Source organism: Streptomyces sp. NPDC058985, from assembly GCF_042740985.1.
Taxonomy (GTDB): Bacteria; Actinomycetota; Actinomycetes; order Streptomycetales; family Streptomycetaceae; genus Streptomyces.
Genome location: NZ_JBHYJX010000032.1, coordinates 78777 through 94719 on the forward strand (window position 1 = coordinate 78777; position 15943 = coordinate 94719).

The window sequence follows — 15943 nt, forward strand, 5'->3', positions numbered from 1 at the left end:
GGAGTCACGGGAATCCTCCTGATTGGTCCGGTGGAACACTTCGTTTCGGCGTGTTGCGGTACGGCCGACCCCGGTGGGCAGCAGCTGTGTGGCCTGCGCCAGTCGGGTCCTCGCCGGCCACCTCCTCAGACACGAAAACCGCTGTCCGGAAGAGGAGTTGGGGACGGGACACGGAAGTCCGAAAGGCGAACCGAGATACGCCGTCAGGCTGCCGCGGGCTGCGCTTGAGGATGGCTCTTCGCGGCCGGGTCCAGCACCCGGGTGAAGTGCTCGGCCCGCTTGTCGCCCTCGGCCTCCTGAGCGCGGAGGTCGCCGAAGCGCTGCCAGTAGCGCCGGCAGACGTCACTGCTCATGACCATCTCGGCGTAGAACGGCAGCTGTCCGTCGCCGACGCGGCCGAGGCAGTGTCGGAGGCTGAGGGCGCAGATGAGTCGATTGGCCGACATGAGCTGCATGTACTCCTCGGCCTTCATGTCCTCGGGCTTCCACAGCTCGGCGAGGTCGGCGTTGGTGGACACCCGGTTCAACCAGTCGAGCTGGTTGCCCGCGAGGAGCGCCTCGTGCCGTTCGGCCTGGTGCCGTGCGTTCTGCCTGAGCCGGGCGGCTCCGACCACGGCGGTCGTGAGGGACAGGGCAACACCGGCAGCGAGGACGGCGGTAGGGAACTTCATCGATCAACAACCCTTTCGCAGAGCGGATGTGCGGCATGAAGGCCGAATGGTGGGGACCGCGGTGTTCCGCTTGTTCACGCGGCCTCCGCGAGGACGACGCTCGGGACTTCATCGGTAGAGCCGTTGGGCATGTACCGGCTACGCACCGTCTCCAGTGCGACAGCGATCGGCGGCAGACCGACCGTGGCCCTTCGCTGGTCGACGGATCCCGGCGCGCGCAGTGGGCACAGCTCGATGCGGTCGGAGCGCAGCAGGAGCTGGGTGCCGTACTCCTGGTCCTGGCCGGTGTTGATGAGGGTGCGGTCGTGCAGGTGTGCCCAGTGGTGGACGAGCGCGTCGCCGACCTCGACCGCACGTCCGAGCAGGATGGTGGCGGCGCGCTGGAAGACGAGATCGTGGTCGCTGTGCAGGGCGATGCTCCAGGCGGCTCGGGCAGCAGCAGGGCCGACGAGGCGGTGGCCGGGCCACTCGTATTCGCCCAGGACGCGGTGCAGAAACTTGGCGTTGGCGTAGTCGGTGTGCCGACCACGGCCGAGTTGGACGCCATCGAGCTGGTTGCGCACGCGTGTGGCCCGGTGCGCTGCCGATTCCGTGGCGCGGGCGATCAGCTCGCGGGCGATGTCGGGCCGCTGCGGCTTTTCGGTTGTCACGTGCTGCTCCCTTCTTCCGCGGCAAGATGGGGAGCTTGGGTTTGGCAGCTGATTAGTGTGCTGAGTCGGGGGCGGTGCTCGGCGGCCAGTTCGAGGCGGGCGACCCGGTCCCCCTCCCGTCCCGGACCGGAACCCCGCACGTCCCAGCCCATGTCCGTGAACCGACGCAGCAGGGCGGCGATGGGTTCGGCTTGCAGGGTGTGGCCTGCCAGGATGTCGGCCCGTACGAGCGGGAAGCTCTGCCGGGCGGCGAAGTCGGAGGCCCACAGGGTGATCAACCGGGTGATGTCGTCGGGCTGCTCGGGCAGGGTGTGCACGTGGCCCAGGCGGAGGCAGGGGCCTTCGCCCCAGCTGAGTCCGGGGTCGCGCGCGGGGACCATGCAGGCGAGCAGCTTTCCGTCCTCGAACAGACCGGCCGACGTCGTGTGCGGGTCGCGGAACAGGGCCGGCACGTCGGCTTGGGCGGGCACGGGGAGACCGCGCAGGGTGAGCCAGCGCTGCCGGTCCTGCACGAGGGCAGCGGCTTCCGCGCGCTCGGCGTCCGTACGTAACCTGCGCACCGCGTACACGGCGCCCGGGTACTTCGCTGCGAGCGAGGTGGAAGCCGGAGCCTCCTCGTTGGCCAGGGGAGTGGGGGGCCTTCTCACTGGCTCTCTCCGCTCCGCGCCGCCGGGTCGGTCGGCAGCAGCTCCCAGCCGTGGGCAAGGATCACCAGGTGGGTGGTTTCCCGCGCGCCCGTGTCTGCGAGGAGTTGTTCGAGTGCGGCGCGCTGGTCGGCGGGGGCGAGCTTGGCGGCGACGGCGATGTCACGGGGGTCGCTGTGCTCGGCGACGGCTCGGAGCAGCAGCCGCTGCTCCGGGGTGAGGGATGGCGCTGGCCGGTCCGCCGTGGGTGAGGCCACCTGCTGGGTGGTGAACAGGCGGTGCACGATCACCGGGGGCTTGCAGCGGGGCGGGCAGTGCAGGCTCTCACGGATGTCGCGCACGTACTGGCGGACGGTCACGGCCGACAGGCTGGTCTCTGCCGCAATCTCCTTGGCCGTGAGGCCGTTCGCGAGGTGCTGGGCGACGCGCTGCAGGGTCGGCGTCAGGGGCGTGATCGGTGCGCTGGTCGTCACGGGCGGGGTCACCGTGTCTCTCTCGGCTGAGTGGATGGTCACTGGGAGGGGTGCCGCCGGTCCCCGCGGGGGACGGGGGCCGGGGGGACGGGGCCGTGCGGGGGGGGGGGGTGTGAGGGGGGGAGGCGGCCCGGGGCTCATGCGGCGGTCGGGTCGGGTCGTGCCCGGGCGGCCTCGGCGGCGAGGCGCTCGGACCACTGGAAGTGGTCCTCTGCGAAGGCGGCGTCGGCCAGGCGTATGCGCTGGACTTCGCCGGTTCCGGCCGGTGGGTAGGTGTGCTGGATGTCGCGCCACAGGCGCTGGAGGATGTAGTCGCCATCGAGGGCGTGGGCGCCGTGCAGTTCCATGGCGTCCTGGGCGGACTGCATGGCCCACTGGTGGCCGAGGTATTTCGAATTGATCAGTTCGGCGTCGCAGGGCAGGCCCTGGTCGAGGAGGTGCACGGCCTGATAGGCAAGTATCCGGGCGGCGCGCAGGCGGGCCTCCATGTCGCCGGCGCGGTCCCGCAGGACGGGCAGGTCGGACAGGGCGCCCTGGTAGCGGGGGCGAGTCTTGAGCCGGGCGGTGGTGGTGTCCACGACGGCTTCGTGGATGCCGAGGCTGACGGCGGCCAGGTTGGGGCGGCCGTAGAGGATGCTGCTGCTCTGGGCCACGGCCAGTCCCTGGCCGATCTCCCCGACCACGTTGTCGGCGGGGACGCGGACGTGATCGAGGTCGAGGCGGCCGACGGAGAAGCCATGCAGACCGAGGCCGGCACGGTGGTCGGAGACGGAAAGTCCGGGGCGGTCGGCTTCGACCATGAACGCGGTCAGCGCCTGCGAGGTGCTCACTCCGGCCGCGGCGGTGCGGGCGACGACGAGGTGGGCTCCGGCGAGGTGGCTGTTGCCGATATGGATCTTGCTGCCGCTGATCACCCACCCGTCGCCGGCGCGTTCGGCGGTGGTTTCGATGCCGCCGATGTGTCCGCCGGCGAGCGGTTCGGTCACGGCGATCGACAGCAGCACGGACCCGTCCGCGACCCTGGGAAGCCAGTGGCCCTTCTGCTCGTAGGTGGCGAAGTGCAGCAGGGCGCCCACGGGGATCAATGTGGCCTGCAGGATGGCCGCGGCAGCCGCCGAGACCCGTGCGATGCGGTGGACCAAGACAGTCCTGGCTACGTGTCCGGCGCCCAGCCCGCCGAAGACGGCCGGGACGGTGACGGCGAACCACCGCCGGGCGGCCATCAGGTCGGCGACCTTGCGCTCCACCCTGCCCGGAGCGGCCTCCATCCGCGCGACGCGCGGCGCGACGTGCTCGGCCGCGAAGGCGTCCGCCTCCTGCCACAGCAGATCGTGGCGGGTGAGGTAGGGACGCAGCGCCGGTGGAGGCGTGGTGGGTGTGGCGGACATGGTCTCCCTCTCCCTGGATGAAGGTCGCAACGCGTGGAGCGGCCGGGGATCGCCTACGGCTCCCGGGTGGGGGGTTGTGGAACGGCCTAGCGGACGGGGGCGCGGGCGATGTGGTCCGTCACCTGTGCACCGGCGTTGATGACGATGTCCCGCAGACGGCGGGCCTCGGCCAGGGGCCGCTTCTCGGGGTCGATCACACACACCGTGCCCAGCACCGTGCCGCTGTCGTGGATCAACGGAGCGCCGAAGTAGGAACGGATCCCGACGGCGTCGACCACCGCGTTGCCGCTGAAGCGCGGGGACGCGTGCACGTCGTGCAGCGGGAGGGCCTTCCTGCGGGCCATGACTTCCGGGCACCAGCCGTGGTCCCGGCTCATGGTGCGGCCGACGATCACGAACCCGCTGTCCGCCGGCGGCTGGTGCAGCCCGACGAAAGTCTGCTCCTCCAGGAACAGGTTGACGAACCCGTACAAGAACCCGGCCTGTGTGGCCATGTCGCGGGCCAGCTCGTCGAAGTCCTCGTTGGCTACCGGGGGCACGCCCAGGCGGTTGAGCAGCTGGTAACGCTGAGCCAGTTCCAGCGACTGCTGAGGTCGCTGGCTGGTGAGGGCGGTGCCGGGTGGGGTGAACGGGCCGGGGGTGGTGTCCCGCATGTCGCGCCGAGGCAAGGACTGGGCGGGCGGGGCAGTCTGCGGCGTGCGGTAGGGGTCGCTGGGGTGCTGTGACATCAGGCGTCCTGGAGGGTGGTGGAAGGGGTGTGACCAGCGCGATTGGTGGTGGCGCAATTGACGGCGTGGTCGACGAGGGCCAGCAGAACGCCGGCGACGTGATTCGTGTCGCGGGCGTCGCAGGTGACCACCGGCACGGCGGCGGGGAGTTCGAGAGCGGCGCGGACCTGCTCGGGGTGGTAGCGGTGTGCGCCGTCGAACTGGTTGACCGCGACGACGAAGGGCAGGCCGATGTCTTCGAAGAAGCTGACGGGCGTGAAGCTGCTCTCCAAGCGGCGGGTGTCGACCAGGACGACCGCGCCGATGGCGCCGCGGGAGAGGTCGTACCAGAGGTCGACGAACCGGTCCTGGCCCGGCGTGCCGAACAGGAACAGTTCCAGCGGCGCGGGAGCATCGGGCAGGCTCAATCGGCCGAAGTCGAAGGCGACCGTGGTGGTCCGCTTGGACGCTAGGCCAGCCAGGCTGTCGACGTCCGCGCTCGCCTCGGTCAGGTACTCCTCCGTACTCAGCGGCGTGATCTCGCTGACGGCGCCCACTGCGGTGGTCTTGCCCGCGCCGAAACCGCCGGCAATCACGATCTTCAGCACAGTCGGCGCACCGGCCTGCGAGTGCGGCGGAACCGTGGACGGGTCATCCGGCCTGGGGATAGGCGACGGCATCAGGCCACTTCCTCTTCAAGCTGGCGGAAACCGCTGCCAGCAGTTGGACAGACGGACCGGACCCTGCGCCGGTATCGGCATAGGACTGCGTCAGGGGGACGACGAGGGCGCCGGCGTCCAGGAGGTCGGAGACGAGCACTTTGACGGCGGTCACGGGCCGGCCGAGGCGACCCGCCAGCTCGACCACCGACCGCCGGCGCTCCCGGCACAGGGCGAGAATCTCCCCGCACTCCTCGGTCTGCGCCGGGCCCGGCCTTCCCTGCCCGGCCTCCAGGACGGTTTCCAGAGCGAGCAGGTGCCGCGGCTTGGTACGCCCGCGCGTCATGGCGTAGGTCCGCACGAACGCCGACTCCTCGGCCGCGCGGCCGTACGTGGTCACCGGACCTCTCCGCCCGTGCCAACGCGGACGGGGATCAGCATGTACGGGGCGAACTTCTGGACCAGGCGCCCCATCTCGAAGCCGACGGTGCCCACGTCGGCGTCCCTGGTGGCGATGACAGCGAGGATCGTGTCCACCTCACCGCGTTCGGCACCGGGGTGGGTGTCGAAGGCCGCGCTGCGCCCGGCGCTCTGGACGAAGAACAGGCAGTCGTCTCGCTCGATGATGACCTGCCGGGCCGGCCTCTTCTTGTGGCTGGGGCCGGTGATGTTCGCCGCGAGGGAGGCGACCCCGCTGAAGGCGGCCGACAGTTCGTCCGCCCAGTCCTTGTCAACGTCGCTGTCCAGCAGCCGCAGTCCGTCGCGAGAGAGCAGGACGGTGTGCGTGACGCCCGGCGTCTCGGAGGCGAACTGCCGCAGCAGCCAGGCCATGCTGTCCCGCTGTCCGCTTGTCGTCGCGGATGGGGGCGTGCCGTCGGTCACGTTGTTCATCGCGGGGTGGGTGCTCATGGGGATCGCTCCAGAAGGGGGAAGGGCCAGCGGGTGTACTGGGCCGCCGACAACGCGGAAGAAGCGGGTCAGGGGGTGGGGTCTTCTGTCGAGGCGGGAGGGGGACTGGCGGTGCCGCCGGCCTGGAGGCCGCTGCGGAAGGCGGCTGCCAGCCCGGGCGTCGCCCCGGACACGGGGGCTTGCTCCCGCTCCTGTGGCGGACGGAAAGGTTCCGACCGACGCGTGCGCGTGGGAAGAGCGGGCGCGTCGGCCGAATGACCCGCCGAGGTCGATGCCCCAGCGGCGCCGGGGCGTGCGACCTGCCCCACCCCTGGGGCGGCAGGAGCCGCGGCCACCTGATGCGGCTGCTGCCCGGACATGCGAGCTTCCTCGGGCTGCGGCGCACCAGCGTCCTCGACCGATGGAATGGCTACCAGGAGCCGTGCCGGTATGACGACCAGGGCGGTGGTGCCACCCGTCGCGTTCTCCTGCAGGAGGACGGACAACCCGTGTGACTGGGCGATCTTCGCGGCGACCAGCAGGCCGAGCTGTCCGGCCCGGACCTGGCCGCTGACGTCGACCTCGTCCGGGGCTTTGAGCAGGTCGTTCATCTGTGCCCGCGTCTGCGGGTGCATGGGAATGGCGCGGTCCTCGACCTCGATGGCCAGCCCGTGTGGCACCCGCTGCGCGCGCACCATCACCCGCGTCGCTGGATCCGAGCACTCGCAGGCGTTCTCGATCAGCTCGGCCAGCAGGTGCGTCAGGTCCGGCCCCACATGGCCGGGCAACCCCAGCTCGGCGCCCACGGATCCGGCCGCGACGGCCACTCGCGGAAACTGCACAACCTCGGAGACAGCGCCACGCAGGGCCGTCGTGACGGGAACGGGCCGGCGCACGCTGCGCAGGGACTGCCCGCCCAGGACCGCCGTGCTCTCGACCTGGCGGCGCATCCGCGTCACGAGGTGATCGATCTCGAAGATCTTGGCCAGCAGTTCCGGGTCGTCGGTCAGCATCTCCAGCTGGCTCAGTGCCTGGAGTGCCTTGCTTACCAGGGCGTGCTCGCGCATGGCCAGGCGGCGAAGCACTTCCAGGAGGACCACGGACTGGGACTCGTCGTGCACGCGGATCAGCGACATGATGGCCTGCGCCTGGAGGGCACTCAGCGCGTTGTCGATCCCGGCGTTCGCAGTGGGCGACTGCGCGGTGTGCGGGTCCGGCAACGCTGGACGTTTTCCGCGGCACAGCTCGTCCGCCGACCACTGCACCGACTTCTCAACGGCTGCCGCTGCCCCTGTGACCGCTGTCAGCGCTGCTGACTGGGACTCCTCCACTGCCGACCGCACGGCACTGGCCACGGTGCGTGTTCCGTGTGCCGCCACCGCGACGACCGCCGCCAGTCCGCAGACCAGGCCGGCCAGGACCCAGCCGGGGCCTACGACGGACCCCGACCGGAGAGCGAAGGCGGCGAGCAGCAGCGCGGCTAGGAGTGCCAGGGGCAGTGCCACGGCGCGACGGGCGAGGTACAGCGTGGTCGCGTCGACCGGGGGCCGCCGTCTGCGGTGGCCGGTCGCGGCCGGCCGTGCCGTCAAGGCGCTGTCAGGCATGGGAATCCTCGTCAGGGGTGGGGTGGCTATGCGTGCTGCGGCGTCAGGTCGGCGGTGGACTGGCGCGTGCTGCGGGAGGTTGAGCGGGGTGCGGGGACCGCGAGCGCGGCGTGGCGGGGGGAGGACTGCGCCGCCATCTGCTGAAGGAGCAGGGCGCTTTGGATCAGGCCCATGTGGCTGAACGCCTGCGGGAAGTTGCCGAGCTGGCGCTGCTGGACGGGGTCGTACTCCTCCGCCAGGAGCCCGAGGTCGTTGCGCAGAGCCAGGAGGCGTTCGAACAAGGCACGGGCCTCGTCGGGGCGGCCGGTCAGGGCGAGGCCGTCGACGAGCCAGAAGTTGCACAGGAAGAAGGCGCCCTCGTCGCCGGTCAAGCCGTCCACCCCGACGTCCTCACCGCAGGTCGGATACCGGTACACGAGCCCGTCCTCCGTGGAGAGTTCACGACGGACCGCATCCACGGTGCCGATGACGCGCGGGTCGTCGGGCGGCAGAAAGCCGGTGCGGGGGATGAGTAGCGTGGCAGCGTCCAGCTCCTGCGAGCCGTAGGACTGGGTGAAGGTGTTGCGCACCGGGTCGACGCCCTTGTCACAGACCTCCCGGTGGATCGCCGCCCGCAGCTCGACCAGCGGGGCCACGTCCATGTCGAGCGCGCCGGCCTCGGCCAGGCGGATGGTGCGGTCGACCGCCACCCAGGCCATCACCTTGGAATGGACGAAGTGCCGGCGGGCCCCGCGGATCTCCCAGATGCCCTCGTCGGGCTCCCGCCAGCGCTGGACCAGGTGCTCGATGAGCCGCTGGTGCAGGACCGCGGTGTCGGCGCAGTGGGCGACTCCGCTCTGGTGCGCGAGGTACAGGGTGTCGATGACCTCGCCGTACACGTCGAGCTGCAGCTGGTTCGCCGCCCCGTTCCCGACCCGTACCGGAGCCGATCCCCCGTACCCGGGAAGCCAGGGAAGCTCCCGCTCCCGCAGGTCACGCTCCCCGGTGATCCCGTACATGATCTGCAGGTTCTCCGGGTCCCCGGCCACAGCGCGCAGCAGCCACCGCCGCCATGCCTGTGCCTCCTGCCGGTATCCGGTCCCCAGCAGCGCGGCAAGCGTCGTGGCTGCGTCGCGCAGCCAGGTGAAGCGGTAGTCCCAGTTCCGGTCGCCGCCGATCTCTTCGGGCAGCGACGTGGTCGGCGCCGCGACGATCCCGCCGCTCGGCCCGTAGGTCATGGCCTTCAGCGTGATCGAGGACCGGACCACGGCCTCGCGATAGGGCCCGTCGTAGGTGCACTCTTGCGTCCAGTCCTGCCAGAAAGCGAGCGTCTCGGCGAGGGCGGTCTCAGGGGCAGCAACGTCAGGGGCGGCTGCATGCGACGGGCACCAGTTGAGCACGAACGCCACACTCTGGTCGGCGGCGATGGTGAAGGCGCTGACGACGACGCCGTCCTTCTCCACCTGCGGGACGCAGGTGTCGAGCCACAGAGCGTCCGCGCCGGCCTCCGCGACCATGCGCCCACCGACCTCGTGGATCCACGGGCTGACGCTGCCGTACACCGGCCGAGGACGCATGGCCGAGACCATCTCCACTTCGCCAGTCAGGCCCTCAGCGATCCGGATCACCTGTGGGGCCCCGTCGCGCGGCGGCATGAAATCCAGGACCCGGACCGAACCAGTCGGGGTACGCCACAGCGATTCGAGAACGAGCGAGTCACCTCGGTACCGGCGTTCAGCCACTCCTCCGGAGCCGGACCCGCCTGCGGACGAAGCCGGGGCGATCTGCCAGGTGCCGTGCTTCTGTGTGCCGAGCAGACCGGCAAACACGGCCGGTGAGTCGAAGCGGGGCAGGCAAAGCCAGTCGATCGTGCCGTTGTCGCAGACGTGGGCGCTGGTCTGCGTGTCGCCGATCAGGCCGTACTGCTCGATGCGCGGAAGGCGTTTCATCGTGTGGATCTCCGTTAAGCCCCGCTGGTCTGCGGGTGTTATCGGGGCCGCCGAAGCGGCCGGGGACAGGCCGGGAGTCAAGGAGTCAGCGGTCAGCGCGGGGACGCAGGTCGAGGCCAGTCGCACGAGTGCCTCGGCACACCAGCCACGCCATCGCGACGAGGATGGGTCCGATGAGGAGCGCTCCGGTGAGGATCATGTCCGGGGCACCGAAGCGGCCCACACCAGGCAGGTGAGGGCGACGGCGAAGACCGCACCGCGCAGCACGTTGATCTGCGGCGTCCACCGAGCCAACCTCCGTGCCGGTCGACTCGCTCCGACGTTGTCCAGCCGGATCTTCGCGAGTTCCCGCGTTGCCTCGGCGAGTCTGACCAGGTGCACCCGGCTGGGCAGATAGCCCTCCTGGAGCCCGACCGAGCAGAGTTGCTGCGCACGGAGCAAGACCGGCTCTTGCGAAGGCATCAGGGTTCCGAGCTGGTTGACGTGCCCTCGCAGCCGCAGGACGAGGTCCTCCACATCGGCGGCGGTCTCGGGCAGCGGGGAGTCCTCGCCCAGCACGAGCGTCACCGTCTGCGTCGCGGACACCGCTTGGTCACGCCCGGCACCCGGATCACCGAGGCTCCGGTCCTGACCAGTGCGCTGGCAGAACGCCCGGCGAGGGGCCAGCGATAGACGCATGACACAACTCCTAAGTGGATCAAGCCAAGTTGAGTGAGAAAAGCCGTGCACCGCAGTCGGTCGGCGTGCATGGTGAGTGATCCGGCCGCTACATTGAGCGAACCGCGAACTCCCGCTGGGGGGGTATGCCTGTGCGGCCCGCAAGGCCGTCAAAGGCGTCAAATATCATTTCGGACCCGAGGGGCAGCCCATGGCCCGTGAGCGAAACGTCGCCCTCGCCGCACTCCTGCGCGAAGCGGGCTGGTCCCAGCCCCAAGCAGCCGCCGCGGTCGCTCGTGTTGCCGCGGAGAGCGGTGCTCGCGAATTGGAGACCATCTCGCGCTCGCACATCGCCATGTGGGTCCAGGGCACCAAGCCCAGCGGGCGAGCGCCTCATATCCTGCGTGAGACGCTGTCCCGCAGGCTCAGTCGCCCTCTCACCCTCGCTGACCTCGGGCTGGAAGACGGACCGACAGGCTCGTCCGACAGTAGTTCCGACTGGAGCGTCGACCCTCTGACCGTGCTGGCCGAGCTGGGAAGCGACGACCTGGACATGCACCGACGCAAGCTGCTGGCGACCGCCGCGTACTCGGCCGCCGGCCTCACTCTGCCCGCGAGTTCGTGGTGGACAACCGCCCCAACCGCCGCAGCATCGCGCCCAGCAGTCTCCCCACGGCTGGTGACCCAGGCCGACATCGATGACGTCCGCAACCTGACAGCCTTCTACTCCGCTCGGGACCAGCAGCGTGGTGGAGCCTCTGGGCGCTCGGCTCTGGCCGGCCACCTTCGCGACGAAGCGGTGCCCCTGCTGGGTAGCGGGTTTCGAACGGAACGGCACCGCCGGGACACGTACTCGGCCGTGGCAGAGATGACCTACATTGCCGGCTGGATGGCGTTCGACGCCTCGGAGCACCGCACCGCTCAGCGTTACCTCACCCTCGCCGCCCGCATAGCGGCCGAAGCCGGCGACGGACCGCTGGGCGGCCACATCCTGCGCGCCCTCGCCCACCAGGCAGTCGACCTCGGACACCCACGAAGGGCCCTCGACTTGGCCGATGCCTCCATGGCCCGCACTCACTACGGCCAGGCCGCCTCGCGCGAGAAGGCCCTGCTCTCCATCGTCCACGCCCGTGCCCTGGCCGCCGACGGCGACAGGCCCGGCACCCTCGCGGCCATCAGCCGAGCAGAGCGGGACCTCGCTCGCGCCGACAACGAGGACGCCCCCGACCGCGTCGGCTTCTTCCAGGAAGCCTCTCTCGCCCATGAAACTGCCTGCGCCCTGCGCGACCTGGGTAACCCCGTCGAGGCGGAGATCCATTTCCAGCGCAGCGTCCGCACCCGCCGCCGGCAGCAGTACGCCCGCACCCACAGCGTGACCCTCGGCTACCTGGGCGCCGTCCAGGTCCAGCAAGGACGTCTCGACGAGGCATGCGGTACCTGGGGACAAGCCCTCGATGCCATGGTCGGCGTCCAGTCGGGCCGCGCTCGCGACGTCATCGTCCGCATGCAGAGCGACCTGTCGCCCGTCCGGCAACGCGGAGGCCGTCACGTGGCTGCACTGGACCGCCGGGCGCGGGAGATGCTGCGCGCCATAGGCTGACCACAGGGCAGGTCCGCAGGTGCGGCCGGCGGTTGCTGCACACGCGATTTCATGGGAGAGGAACGAGCGCCGATGGCGACGTACGAGGTCGAACCGATCGCAACGGTCGTCGGGGGCCACACCCGCGTCCAAGACGACTATCAGGGCGGGGTGGAGTCGATCATCCGACTGGACGACGCCTTCCCGCTCGAAACGCTGCAGGGCATCGAGGAGTTCTCCCACCTCACGGTGACCTGGCGATTCCACATGGCGCGCCCCGAAGACGTGCAGCTCCATGCGCGGAGCCCACGGGGAAACCCGATCTGGCCGGCGACCGGAACGTTCGTCCACCGCAACCACCGGCGCCCCAACCAACTGGCGATCAGTTATCCGCGACTGCTCAAGGCGGACGGCCGGGACCTCGTTGTCACCGACCTGGACGCTGTGGACGGAACTCCTGTCCTCGACATAGCGCCGTACTTCGCACAGATGGGGCCCCGAGGCCCGGTTTATCAGCCAGCCTGGCCGGCCGAGATGCTGGCCACCTACTGGCTGGATGCCTCGGAGCGCCCGTAAGCTGGCCGACCGCAGCGACGCGTTGCTCGCAAAAGCGCTCAACGGCACCTGCCCACGGTGATGCGGAGGGTGCAGCAAGTAGTCCGGCCGTCGTTGTTGGCAACTCATTTGCAAGACAAGGCCTCGGCAATCCCCGAACCCGAAGTGTTGTCTCGTTCGGGAGAACGCAAGGTTCCGCACTGCGTCGTCAGTTTGCTCTGGACCAGGCCGGGGCGGTGCCGATGCCGGTAGGCAAGTCCACTGCGACCGTGCGAGGCTCGTCCTAGATGGGCTCGTTGCAATGGTCGGGTCACTACCCGATCACCCCAACCTCACGCAGCTCGTGCACGTGGCGGGCAAGGTGAGCGACGTGGATGGCGCCAGCAAGTGGCGCCATGCCCATACGGAAGTTCAGGGTGTCCACTGCTCGCTCGGCAGCTTGGACGAGCCTGTACCAGTCGCGGGACCCTTGCGGCTTGGCGTCGGCCCGGCGTTGCACGAGCAGCACGAGCCGCTCGATCTCCGCCCGCAGCGCCCTGTCGAGCTCTTCGAGCCGGGTCATGGGCGGCAGGATGCCGGTAGCGCCGAGCGCCTCGGCGATCAGGTGGGAAATCTGGTCCGCGTCGATGCGCTGTTGCGTCGTGCGCATCACGCCGCCGTCACCTTTGCGTGGCAGCCGCACGAAACGACCGTCCACACACGGGTTCCAGCCATCAATCGAACACGCCCGACCGCGGCCAGTTCTCGCGCCACGGTGCCGCAGTACCAGCACGCCCGGCCGTGGAGCCGCGCAATGCTCACCGGGCCGTCGACCCGCAGCAACTTGCCGGCGCACTTCTTCATCCCAGTCTCCGGTCTGCCTCGTCTATGTGGACAGACAGAGCTTGGATCGTTAGGAGGCGTGAAAGGGATACACCGTGTATCACTTTCAGACTGCGCCGATCCACTCGGTGAAACTCGTCAACGAATCAGCGTCCGCCCGCTTCAGCCGACGGATCGTCGAAGCAGCGTCACGAGCCCATGGATGTTCCCGCGTGTGTTGAGGGGCGATGAACCGGGCGACCTTTAGCGACTCGAAGGCGTTGTCCGGGCGGCCGGTCCACACTTGCGCGCGGGCAAGCTCGATCCAGAAACTGGATTGCCGCTCCTCGGGCAACCTGTCGGGCGGCGTCCACTCGGCGGCGATGTCGAGAGCCCGCTGCAGGTGCTCTTGCCCGAGGCTGACAGCTACAGAGACTTCGTGCGCGCGAACTGAGTCCGGGCCGAACTGCGTGCCATCATAAGCGGCTTCCGGCACTGCGTCGCCGAGCGCCCGGGCTTCGTCGAGGTGCAGGTTAACGGCGTCCATGTCACCGCTGCGGCCAGCGACGACGGCGGCACGCATGTGCAAAGCGCCGCGGGCAGCGGTTGACACCGTGCCGAGCGGGCTCGGACAGGCGTCGATGGCCTGCTCCAACGCGCGTAACCCTTGAGCGTGGGCGCGGGCAGCGAAGAATGTCTCGGTGCGCACGTAGGCTGCGGTGGCTTGCACGATGCGGTTTTCGGTCTGGTCGGCCGCCCACCGCATCAGTTCCACCAGTCGCGCGGATAAGTCGAGGGCACCGAACTTGTACGCCACGGCGTCCGCGGAGCGAGCAGCGGCGGCAAGAAGGTGCGCGGCGCGAAGGTGCTCAGCGCCGCTCGTGTAGTGGAGCGTCGCGAGCGACTCAGTGAGCAGACGGGGGGCGTGCTCGGCGATGCGGGCGTACTGAGTGGCGAGACGCCACTTCACGAGCTCGCCGACCTCGTCGCCGAGTTCGTAGAGCGGGCGCGGTGCGCTGTCGGCAGGGACGTCGTAGGCGGCGATGGCCACGGAGATGTCGGGCAGGGCGGCGTGCACACGGCTGTCGGTGCGGACGCTGTCAGCGACTATGCGGCTCGGGTCGACGTTGAGCGCTGCGGCGATCGAGTCGAGGGTGTCGTCGCTGGGCGAGCGGGCACCTCGCTCGATTCCTTTCACGGTGGCGAGGGAGACGTAGGCGGCCCGGGCGAGGTCGGCCTGCGTCATCCTGCGTGCGCGGCGGATGGTCGCCATGCGTTGGCCTACCTCACGCCTACTGGCCATAGGCATATACGCACCGTACCCAGTTGCATGCACCTACGAGATATGAACGGGTCTGCAACTTCTACGCAGTGAGGAGAGGCGGCAAGGCGGCGAGCGTGCTGATCCTCCAGTCGGCGACTTCGGTCACCTCTGGGCTGTCGGCCCACAGGTGACCCCACGGGCCGCGTCGAAGGTGCGCCGTGCGGAGCCCGGCAGCGGCGGCGGCGGTGACGTCGTTAGCGGGGTGATCACCGACGTACACGGTCTCGGCGGGTGTCGCCTGCGCCACCTCCACCACCTTACGGAAGAACTCCGGGGCAGGCTTGGCCACACCCCACTCTCCGGAGGTGGCGACCAGGTCAGCGGGAAGTTCCAGGGCGCGCAGCAGTTCACCCGCGCGGGCGGTTTGGTTTCCGGCGATTATGACGCGCATACCCAGGTCCCGTAGTTCGCTGAGCGCGGGGCGTACGTCGTCGTAAAGGTCCGTCTCGTCGAGGTCCTCGCCGCGGCCAGCCGCATCACGGGCCGCGTACTCGGTGGCGAGGTCAATGCCGGGCTGAATGAGGCGCAGGGCATCCGCGTTGTCACGTCCCTGAGCGACGACCGCGCCAACGAGCGCGGACACGGTGTGCCGGGGGACGCTGAGCCAGTCGGCCCACGCTGCCCAGTATCGGTCGTCCCGGACGATCGTCTCACCGACATCGAAGATCACTGCGCGAATCATGCGGGCAGAGTATCGGTCGTCCCGTGCCCGCTGAGGCTAGCGCGTTTCGGAGGGGCAGATCAGGCCCATCGGGCTGACGGGTTGCCGTTGTGTTGCCCAGCAACGAGGTGATTCTCGTCAAGCACCGCTCGCCGTCGAGTGCAACCACGTTCAACGCTGCAGCTATTCAGCCCGAACGGAACATAGCCGAAGATTGCCGGTTGGGCAAACCGGCGATGCTGCGGAGCATTGATCCACGGCCCGGGTCGGTGAGACACCGGATCACGGGTGTGCCTTTCGAGGCGCCGTGTGTGGTTGTAGGCAGAGACGACGGAGGAGACTTGCGAGTGGCTGTGACTGACCGGTTCATGGATGTCAAGGAAACTGCCGCATATTTGAATGTGTCGGTCTCCTGGTTGTACAAGAACGCAGTCCAGTCGGGATTGGTGATATACAGATTCGGCACAGGAGTGAACTCAAAGATTCGTTTCAATTTCTCAGAGGTTGAAGCCTGGGTGAAGCAGCAGAGAGTAATGGGAGGTTGAGGAGTTTCTGATACTTGGCCTCGGGAAGGGGCTCATTCCTGGTGTCGCGGTTGACAAAACAAAACCGTGGGCAGCTTGTCGGCTGGACAGAGAGTGGATAGTTGGCAGTTTCGTTGGTTCGTGGGATGGGGTCGTTTTTCAAGGGGTGTGAGCATCCGCGGTCGCGGTGGTCGAAGTGTCCGCACCCGTACAGGGTCCGGTATCGGTCG

General features: G+C 69.2%; 18 protein-coding genes. 3 read left to right on the forward strand and 15 right to left on the reverse strand.

Annotation, left to right across the window (positions count from 1 at the left end; all coding sequences use genetic code 11):
- Nucleotides 1-203: 203 nt before the first annotated feature.
- From ACFW01_RS25510 to ACFW01_RS25565, 12 genes are all read right to left on the reverse strand, one after another.
- The gene (locus ACFW01_RS25510) at nt 204-671 is read right to left on the reverse strand and encodes a DUF6082 family protein (RefSeq protein WP_384506925.1); all 468 of its coding nucleotides are present in this window, start codon (nt 669-671) and stop codon (nt 204-206) included.
- Between the two features lie 74 nt (nt 672-745).
- On the reverse strand, nt 746-1321 hold the full coding sequence (locus ACFW01_RS25515; RefSeq protein WP_384506928.1) for a DUF6624 domain-containing protein: 576 nt from the start codon (nt 1319-1321) through the stop codon (nt 746-748).
- Entirely contained in the window at nt 1318-1968 is a 651-nt protein-coding gene (locus ACFW01_RS25520; RefSeq protein ID WP_384506931.1) for a hypothetical protein, read from the reverse strand. Before ACFW01_RS25520 ends, ACFW01_RS25515 begins: the two co-directional genes overlap by 4 nt.
- Nucleotides 1965-2438 carry a LuxR C-terminal-related transcriptional regulator gene (locus ACFW01_RS25525; RefSeq protein WP_384506934.1) on the reverse strand — a complete coding sequence of 158 codons (474 nt, stop codon included), beginning with the start codon at nt 2436-2438 and terminating at the stop codon, nt 1965-1967. The genes ACFW01_RS25520 and ACFW01_RS25525 overlap by 4 nt, the downstream gene beginning before the upstream one ends.
- A 137-nt stretch (nt 2439-2575) precedes the next feature.
- The gene (locus tag ACFW01_RS25530) at nt 2576-3826 is read right to left on the reverse strand and encodes an acyl-CoA dehydrogenase family protein (RefSeq protein WP_384506937.1); all 1251 of its coding nucleotides are present in this window, start codon (nt 3824-3826) and stop codon (nt 2576-2578) included.
- Between the two features lie 86 nt (nt 3827-3912).
- Complete coding sequence (locus tag ACFW01_RS25535) at nt 3913-4554, reverse strand: GAF domain-containing protein (RefSeq protein WP_384506940.1); 642 nt, start codon at nt 4552-4554, stop codon at nt 3913-3915.
- Nucleotides 4554-5129 carry an ATP/GTP-binding protein gene (locus tag ACFW01_RS25540; RefSeq protein ID WP_384506943.1) on the reverse strand — a complete coding sequence of 192 codons (576 nt, stop codon included), beginning with the start codon at nt 5127-5129 and terminating at the stop codon, nt 4554-4556. Before ACFW01_RS25540 ends, ACFW01_RS25535 begins: the two co-directional genes overlap by 1 nt.
- Before the next feature lie 55 nt (nt 5130-5184).
- Nucleotides 5185-5592 (reverse strand): DUF742 domain-containing protein, encoded by a 408-nt coding sequence (locus ACFW01_RS25545; RefSeq protein WP_384506946.1) that lies wholly within the window; start codon nt 5590-5592, stop codon nt 5185-5187.
- The gene (locus tag ACFW01_RS25550) at nt 5589-6101 is read right to left on the reverse strand and encodes a roadblock/LC7 domain-containing protein (RefSeq protein ID WP_384506949.1); all 513 of its coding nucleotides are present in this window, start codon (nt 6099-6101) and stop codon (nt 5589-5591) included. The genes ACFW01_RS25545 and ACFW01_RS25550 overlap by 4 nt, the downstream gene beginning before the upstream one ends.
- A 68-nt stretch (nt 6102-6169) precedes the next feature.
- Nucleotides 6170-7684, reverse strand: coding sequence for a sensor histidine kinase (locus tag ACFW01_RS25555; RefSeq protein ID WP_384506952.1), 1515 nt, complete (start codon nt 7682-7684; stop codon nt 6170-6172).
- A gap of 26 nt (nt 7685-7710) precedes the next feature.
- On the reverse strand, nt 7711-9612 hold the full coding sequence (locus tag ACFW01_RS25560) for a glycoside hydrolase family 15 protein (protein WP_384506955.1): 1902 nt from the start codon (nt 9610-9612) through the stop codon (nt 7711-7713).
- A gap of 195 nt (nt 9613-9807) precedes the next feature.
- Nucleotides 9808-10197 carry a DUF6415 family natural product biosynthesis protein gene (locus ACFW01_RS25565; RefSeq protein WP_384506958.1) on the reverse strand — a complete coding sequence of 130 codons (390 nt, stop codon included), beginning with the start codon at nt 10195-10197 and terminating at the stop codon, nt 9808-9810.
- A gap of 283 nt (nt 10198-10480) precedes the next feature.
- Here ACFW01_RS25565 and ACFW01_RS25570 point away from each other — a divergent pair, with 283 nt between their 5' ends.
- Nucleotides 10481-11869: a Tat pathway signal protein gene (locus tag ACFW01_RS25570; protein WP_384506961.1), complete on the forward strand. Its 1389-nt coding sequence runs from the start codon at nt 10481-10483 to the stop codon at nt 11867-11869.
- A gap of 72 nt (nt 11870-11941) precedes the next feature.
- Entirely contained in the window at nt 11942-12424 is a 483-nt protein-coding gene (locus tag ACFW01_RS25575) for an SAM-dependent methyltransferase (protein WP_384506964.1), read from the forward strand.
- Between the two features lie 292 nt (nt 12425-12716).
- Here ACFW01_RS25575 and ACFW01_RS25580 read toward each other — a convergent pair whose 3' ends face one another.
- From ACFW01_RS25580 to ACFW01_RS25590, 3 genes are all read right to left on the reverse strand, one after another.
- Nucleotides 12717-13100, reverse strand: a complete 384-nt coding sequence (locus tag ACFW01_RS25580) for a DUF6415 family natural product biosynthesis protein (protein WP_384506967.1) — start codon at nt 13098-13100, stop codon at nt 12717-12719.
- A gap of 231 nt (nt 13101-13331) precedes the next feature.
- On the reverse strand, nt 13332-14513 hold the full coding sequence (locus ACFW01_RS25585; protein ID WP_384506970.1) for a helix-turn-helix domain-containing protein: 1182 nt from the start codon (nt 14511-14513) through the stop codon (nt 13332-13334).
- 55 nt (nt 14514-14568) lie between these two features.
- Nucleotides 14569-15210 carry an HAD family hydrolase gene (locus ACFW01_RS25590; RefSeq protein WP_384506973.1) on the reverse strand — a complete coding sequence of 214 codons (642 nt, stop codon included), beginning with the start codon at nt 15208-15210 and terminating at the stop codon, nt 14569-14571.
- A gap of 347 nt (nt 15211-15557) precedes the next feature.
- On the opposite strand from ACFW01_RS25590, the gene ACFW01_RS25595 reads away from it, so the two are divergent.
- Nucleotides 15558-15734: a helix-turn-helix domain-containing protein gene (locus ACFW01_RS25595; RefSeq protein ID WP_384506985.1), complete on the forward strand. Its 177-nt coding sequence runs from the start codon at nt 15558-15560 to the stop codon at nt 15732-15734.
- Nucleotides 15735-15943 lie beyond the last annotated feature (209 nt).

Excerpts from the sequence above, each read along its gene's own strand:
- ACFW01_RS25595 (WP_384506985.1), top strand. The coding sequence starts at position 15,558 with ATGGATGTCAAGGAAACTGCCGCATATTTGAATGTGTCGGTCTCCTGG.
- ACFW01_RS25560 (WP_384506955.1), bottom strand. The coding sequence starts at position 9,612 with ATGAAACGCCTTCCGCGCATCGAGCAGTACGGCCTGATCGGCGACACG.
- ACFW01_RS25535 (WP_384506940.1), bottom strand. The coding sequence starts at position 4,554 with ATGTCACAGCACCCCAGCGACCCCTACCGCACGCCGCAGACTGCCCCG.
- ACFW01_RS25590 (WP_384506973.1), bottom strand. The coding sequence starts at position 15,210 with ATGATTCGCGCAGTGATCTTCGATGTCGGTGAGACGATCGTCCGGGAC.
- ACFW01_RS25510 (WP_384506925.1), bottom strand. The coding sequence starts at position 671 with ATGAAGTTCCCTACCGCCGTCCTCGCTGCCGGTGTTGCCCTGTCCCTC.
- ACFW01_RS25530 (WP_384506937.1), bottom strand. The coding sequence starts at position 3,826 with ATGTCCGCCACACCCACCACGCCTCCACCGGCGCTGCGTCCCTACCTC.
- ACFW01_RS25550 (WP_384506949.1), bottom strand. The coding sequence starts at position 6,101 with ATGAGCACCCACCCCGCGATGAACAACGTGACCGACGGCACGCCCCCA.
- ACFW01_RS25570 (WP_384506961.1), top strand. The coding sequence starts at position 10,481 with ATGGCCCGTGAGCGAAACGTCGCCCTCGCCGCACTCCTGCGCGAAGCG.
- ACFW01_RS25585 (WP_384506970.1), bottom strand. The coding sequence starts at position 14,513 with ATGCCTATGGCCAGTAGGCGTGAGGTAGGCCAACGCATGGCGACCATC.
- ACFW01_RS25575 (WP_384506964.1), top strand. The coding sequence starts at position 11,942 with ATGGCGACGTACGAGGTCGAACCGATCGCAACGGTCGTCGGGGGCCAC.
- ACFW01_RS25555 (WP_384506952.1), bottom strand. The coding sequence starts at position 7,684 with ATGCCTGACAGCGCCTTGACGGCACGGCCGGCCGCGACCGGCCACCGC.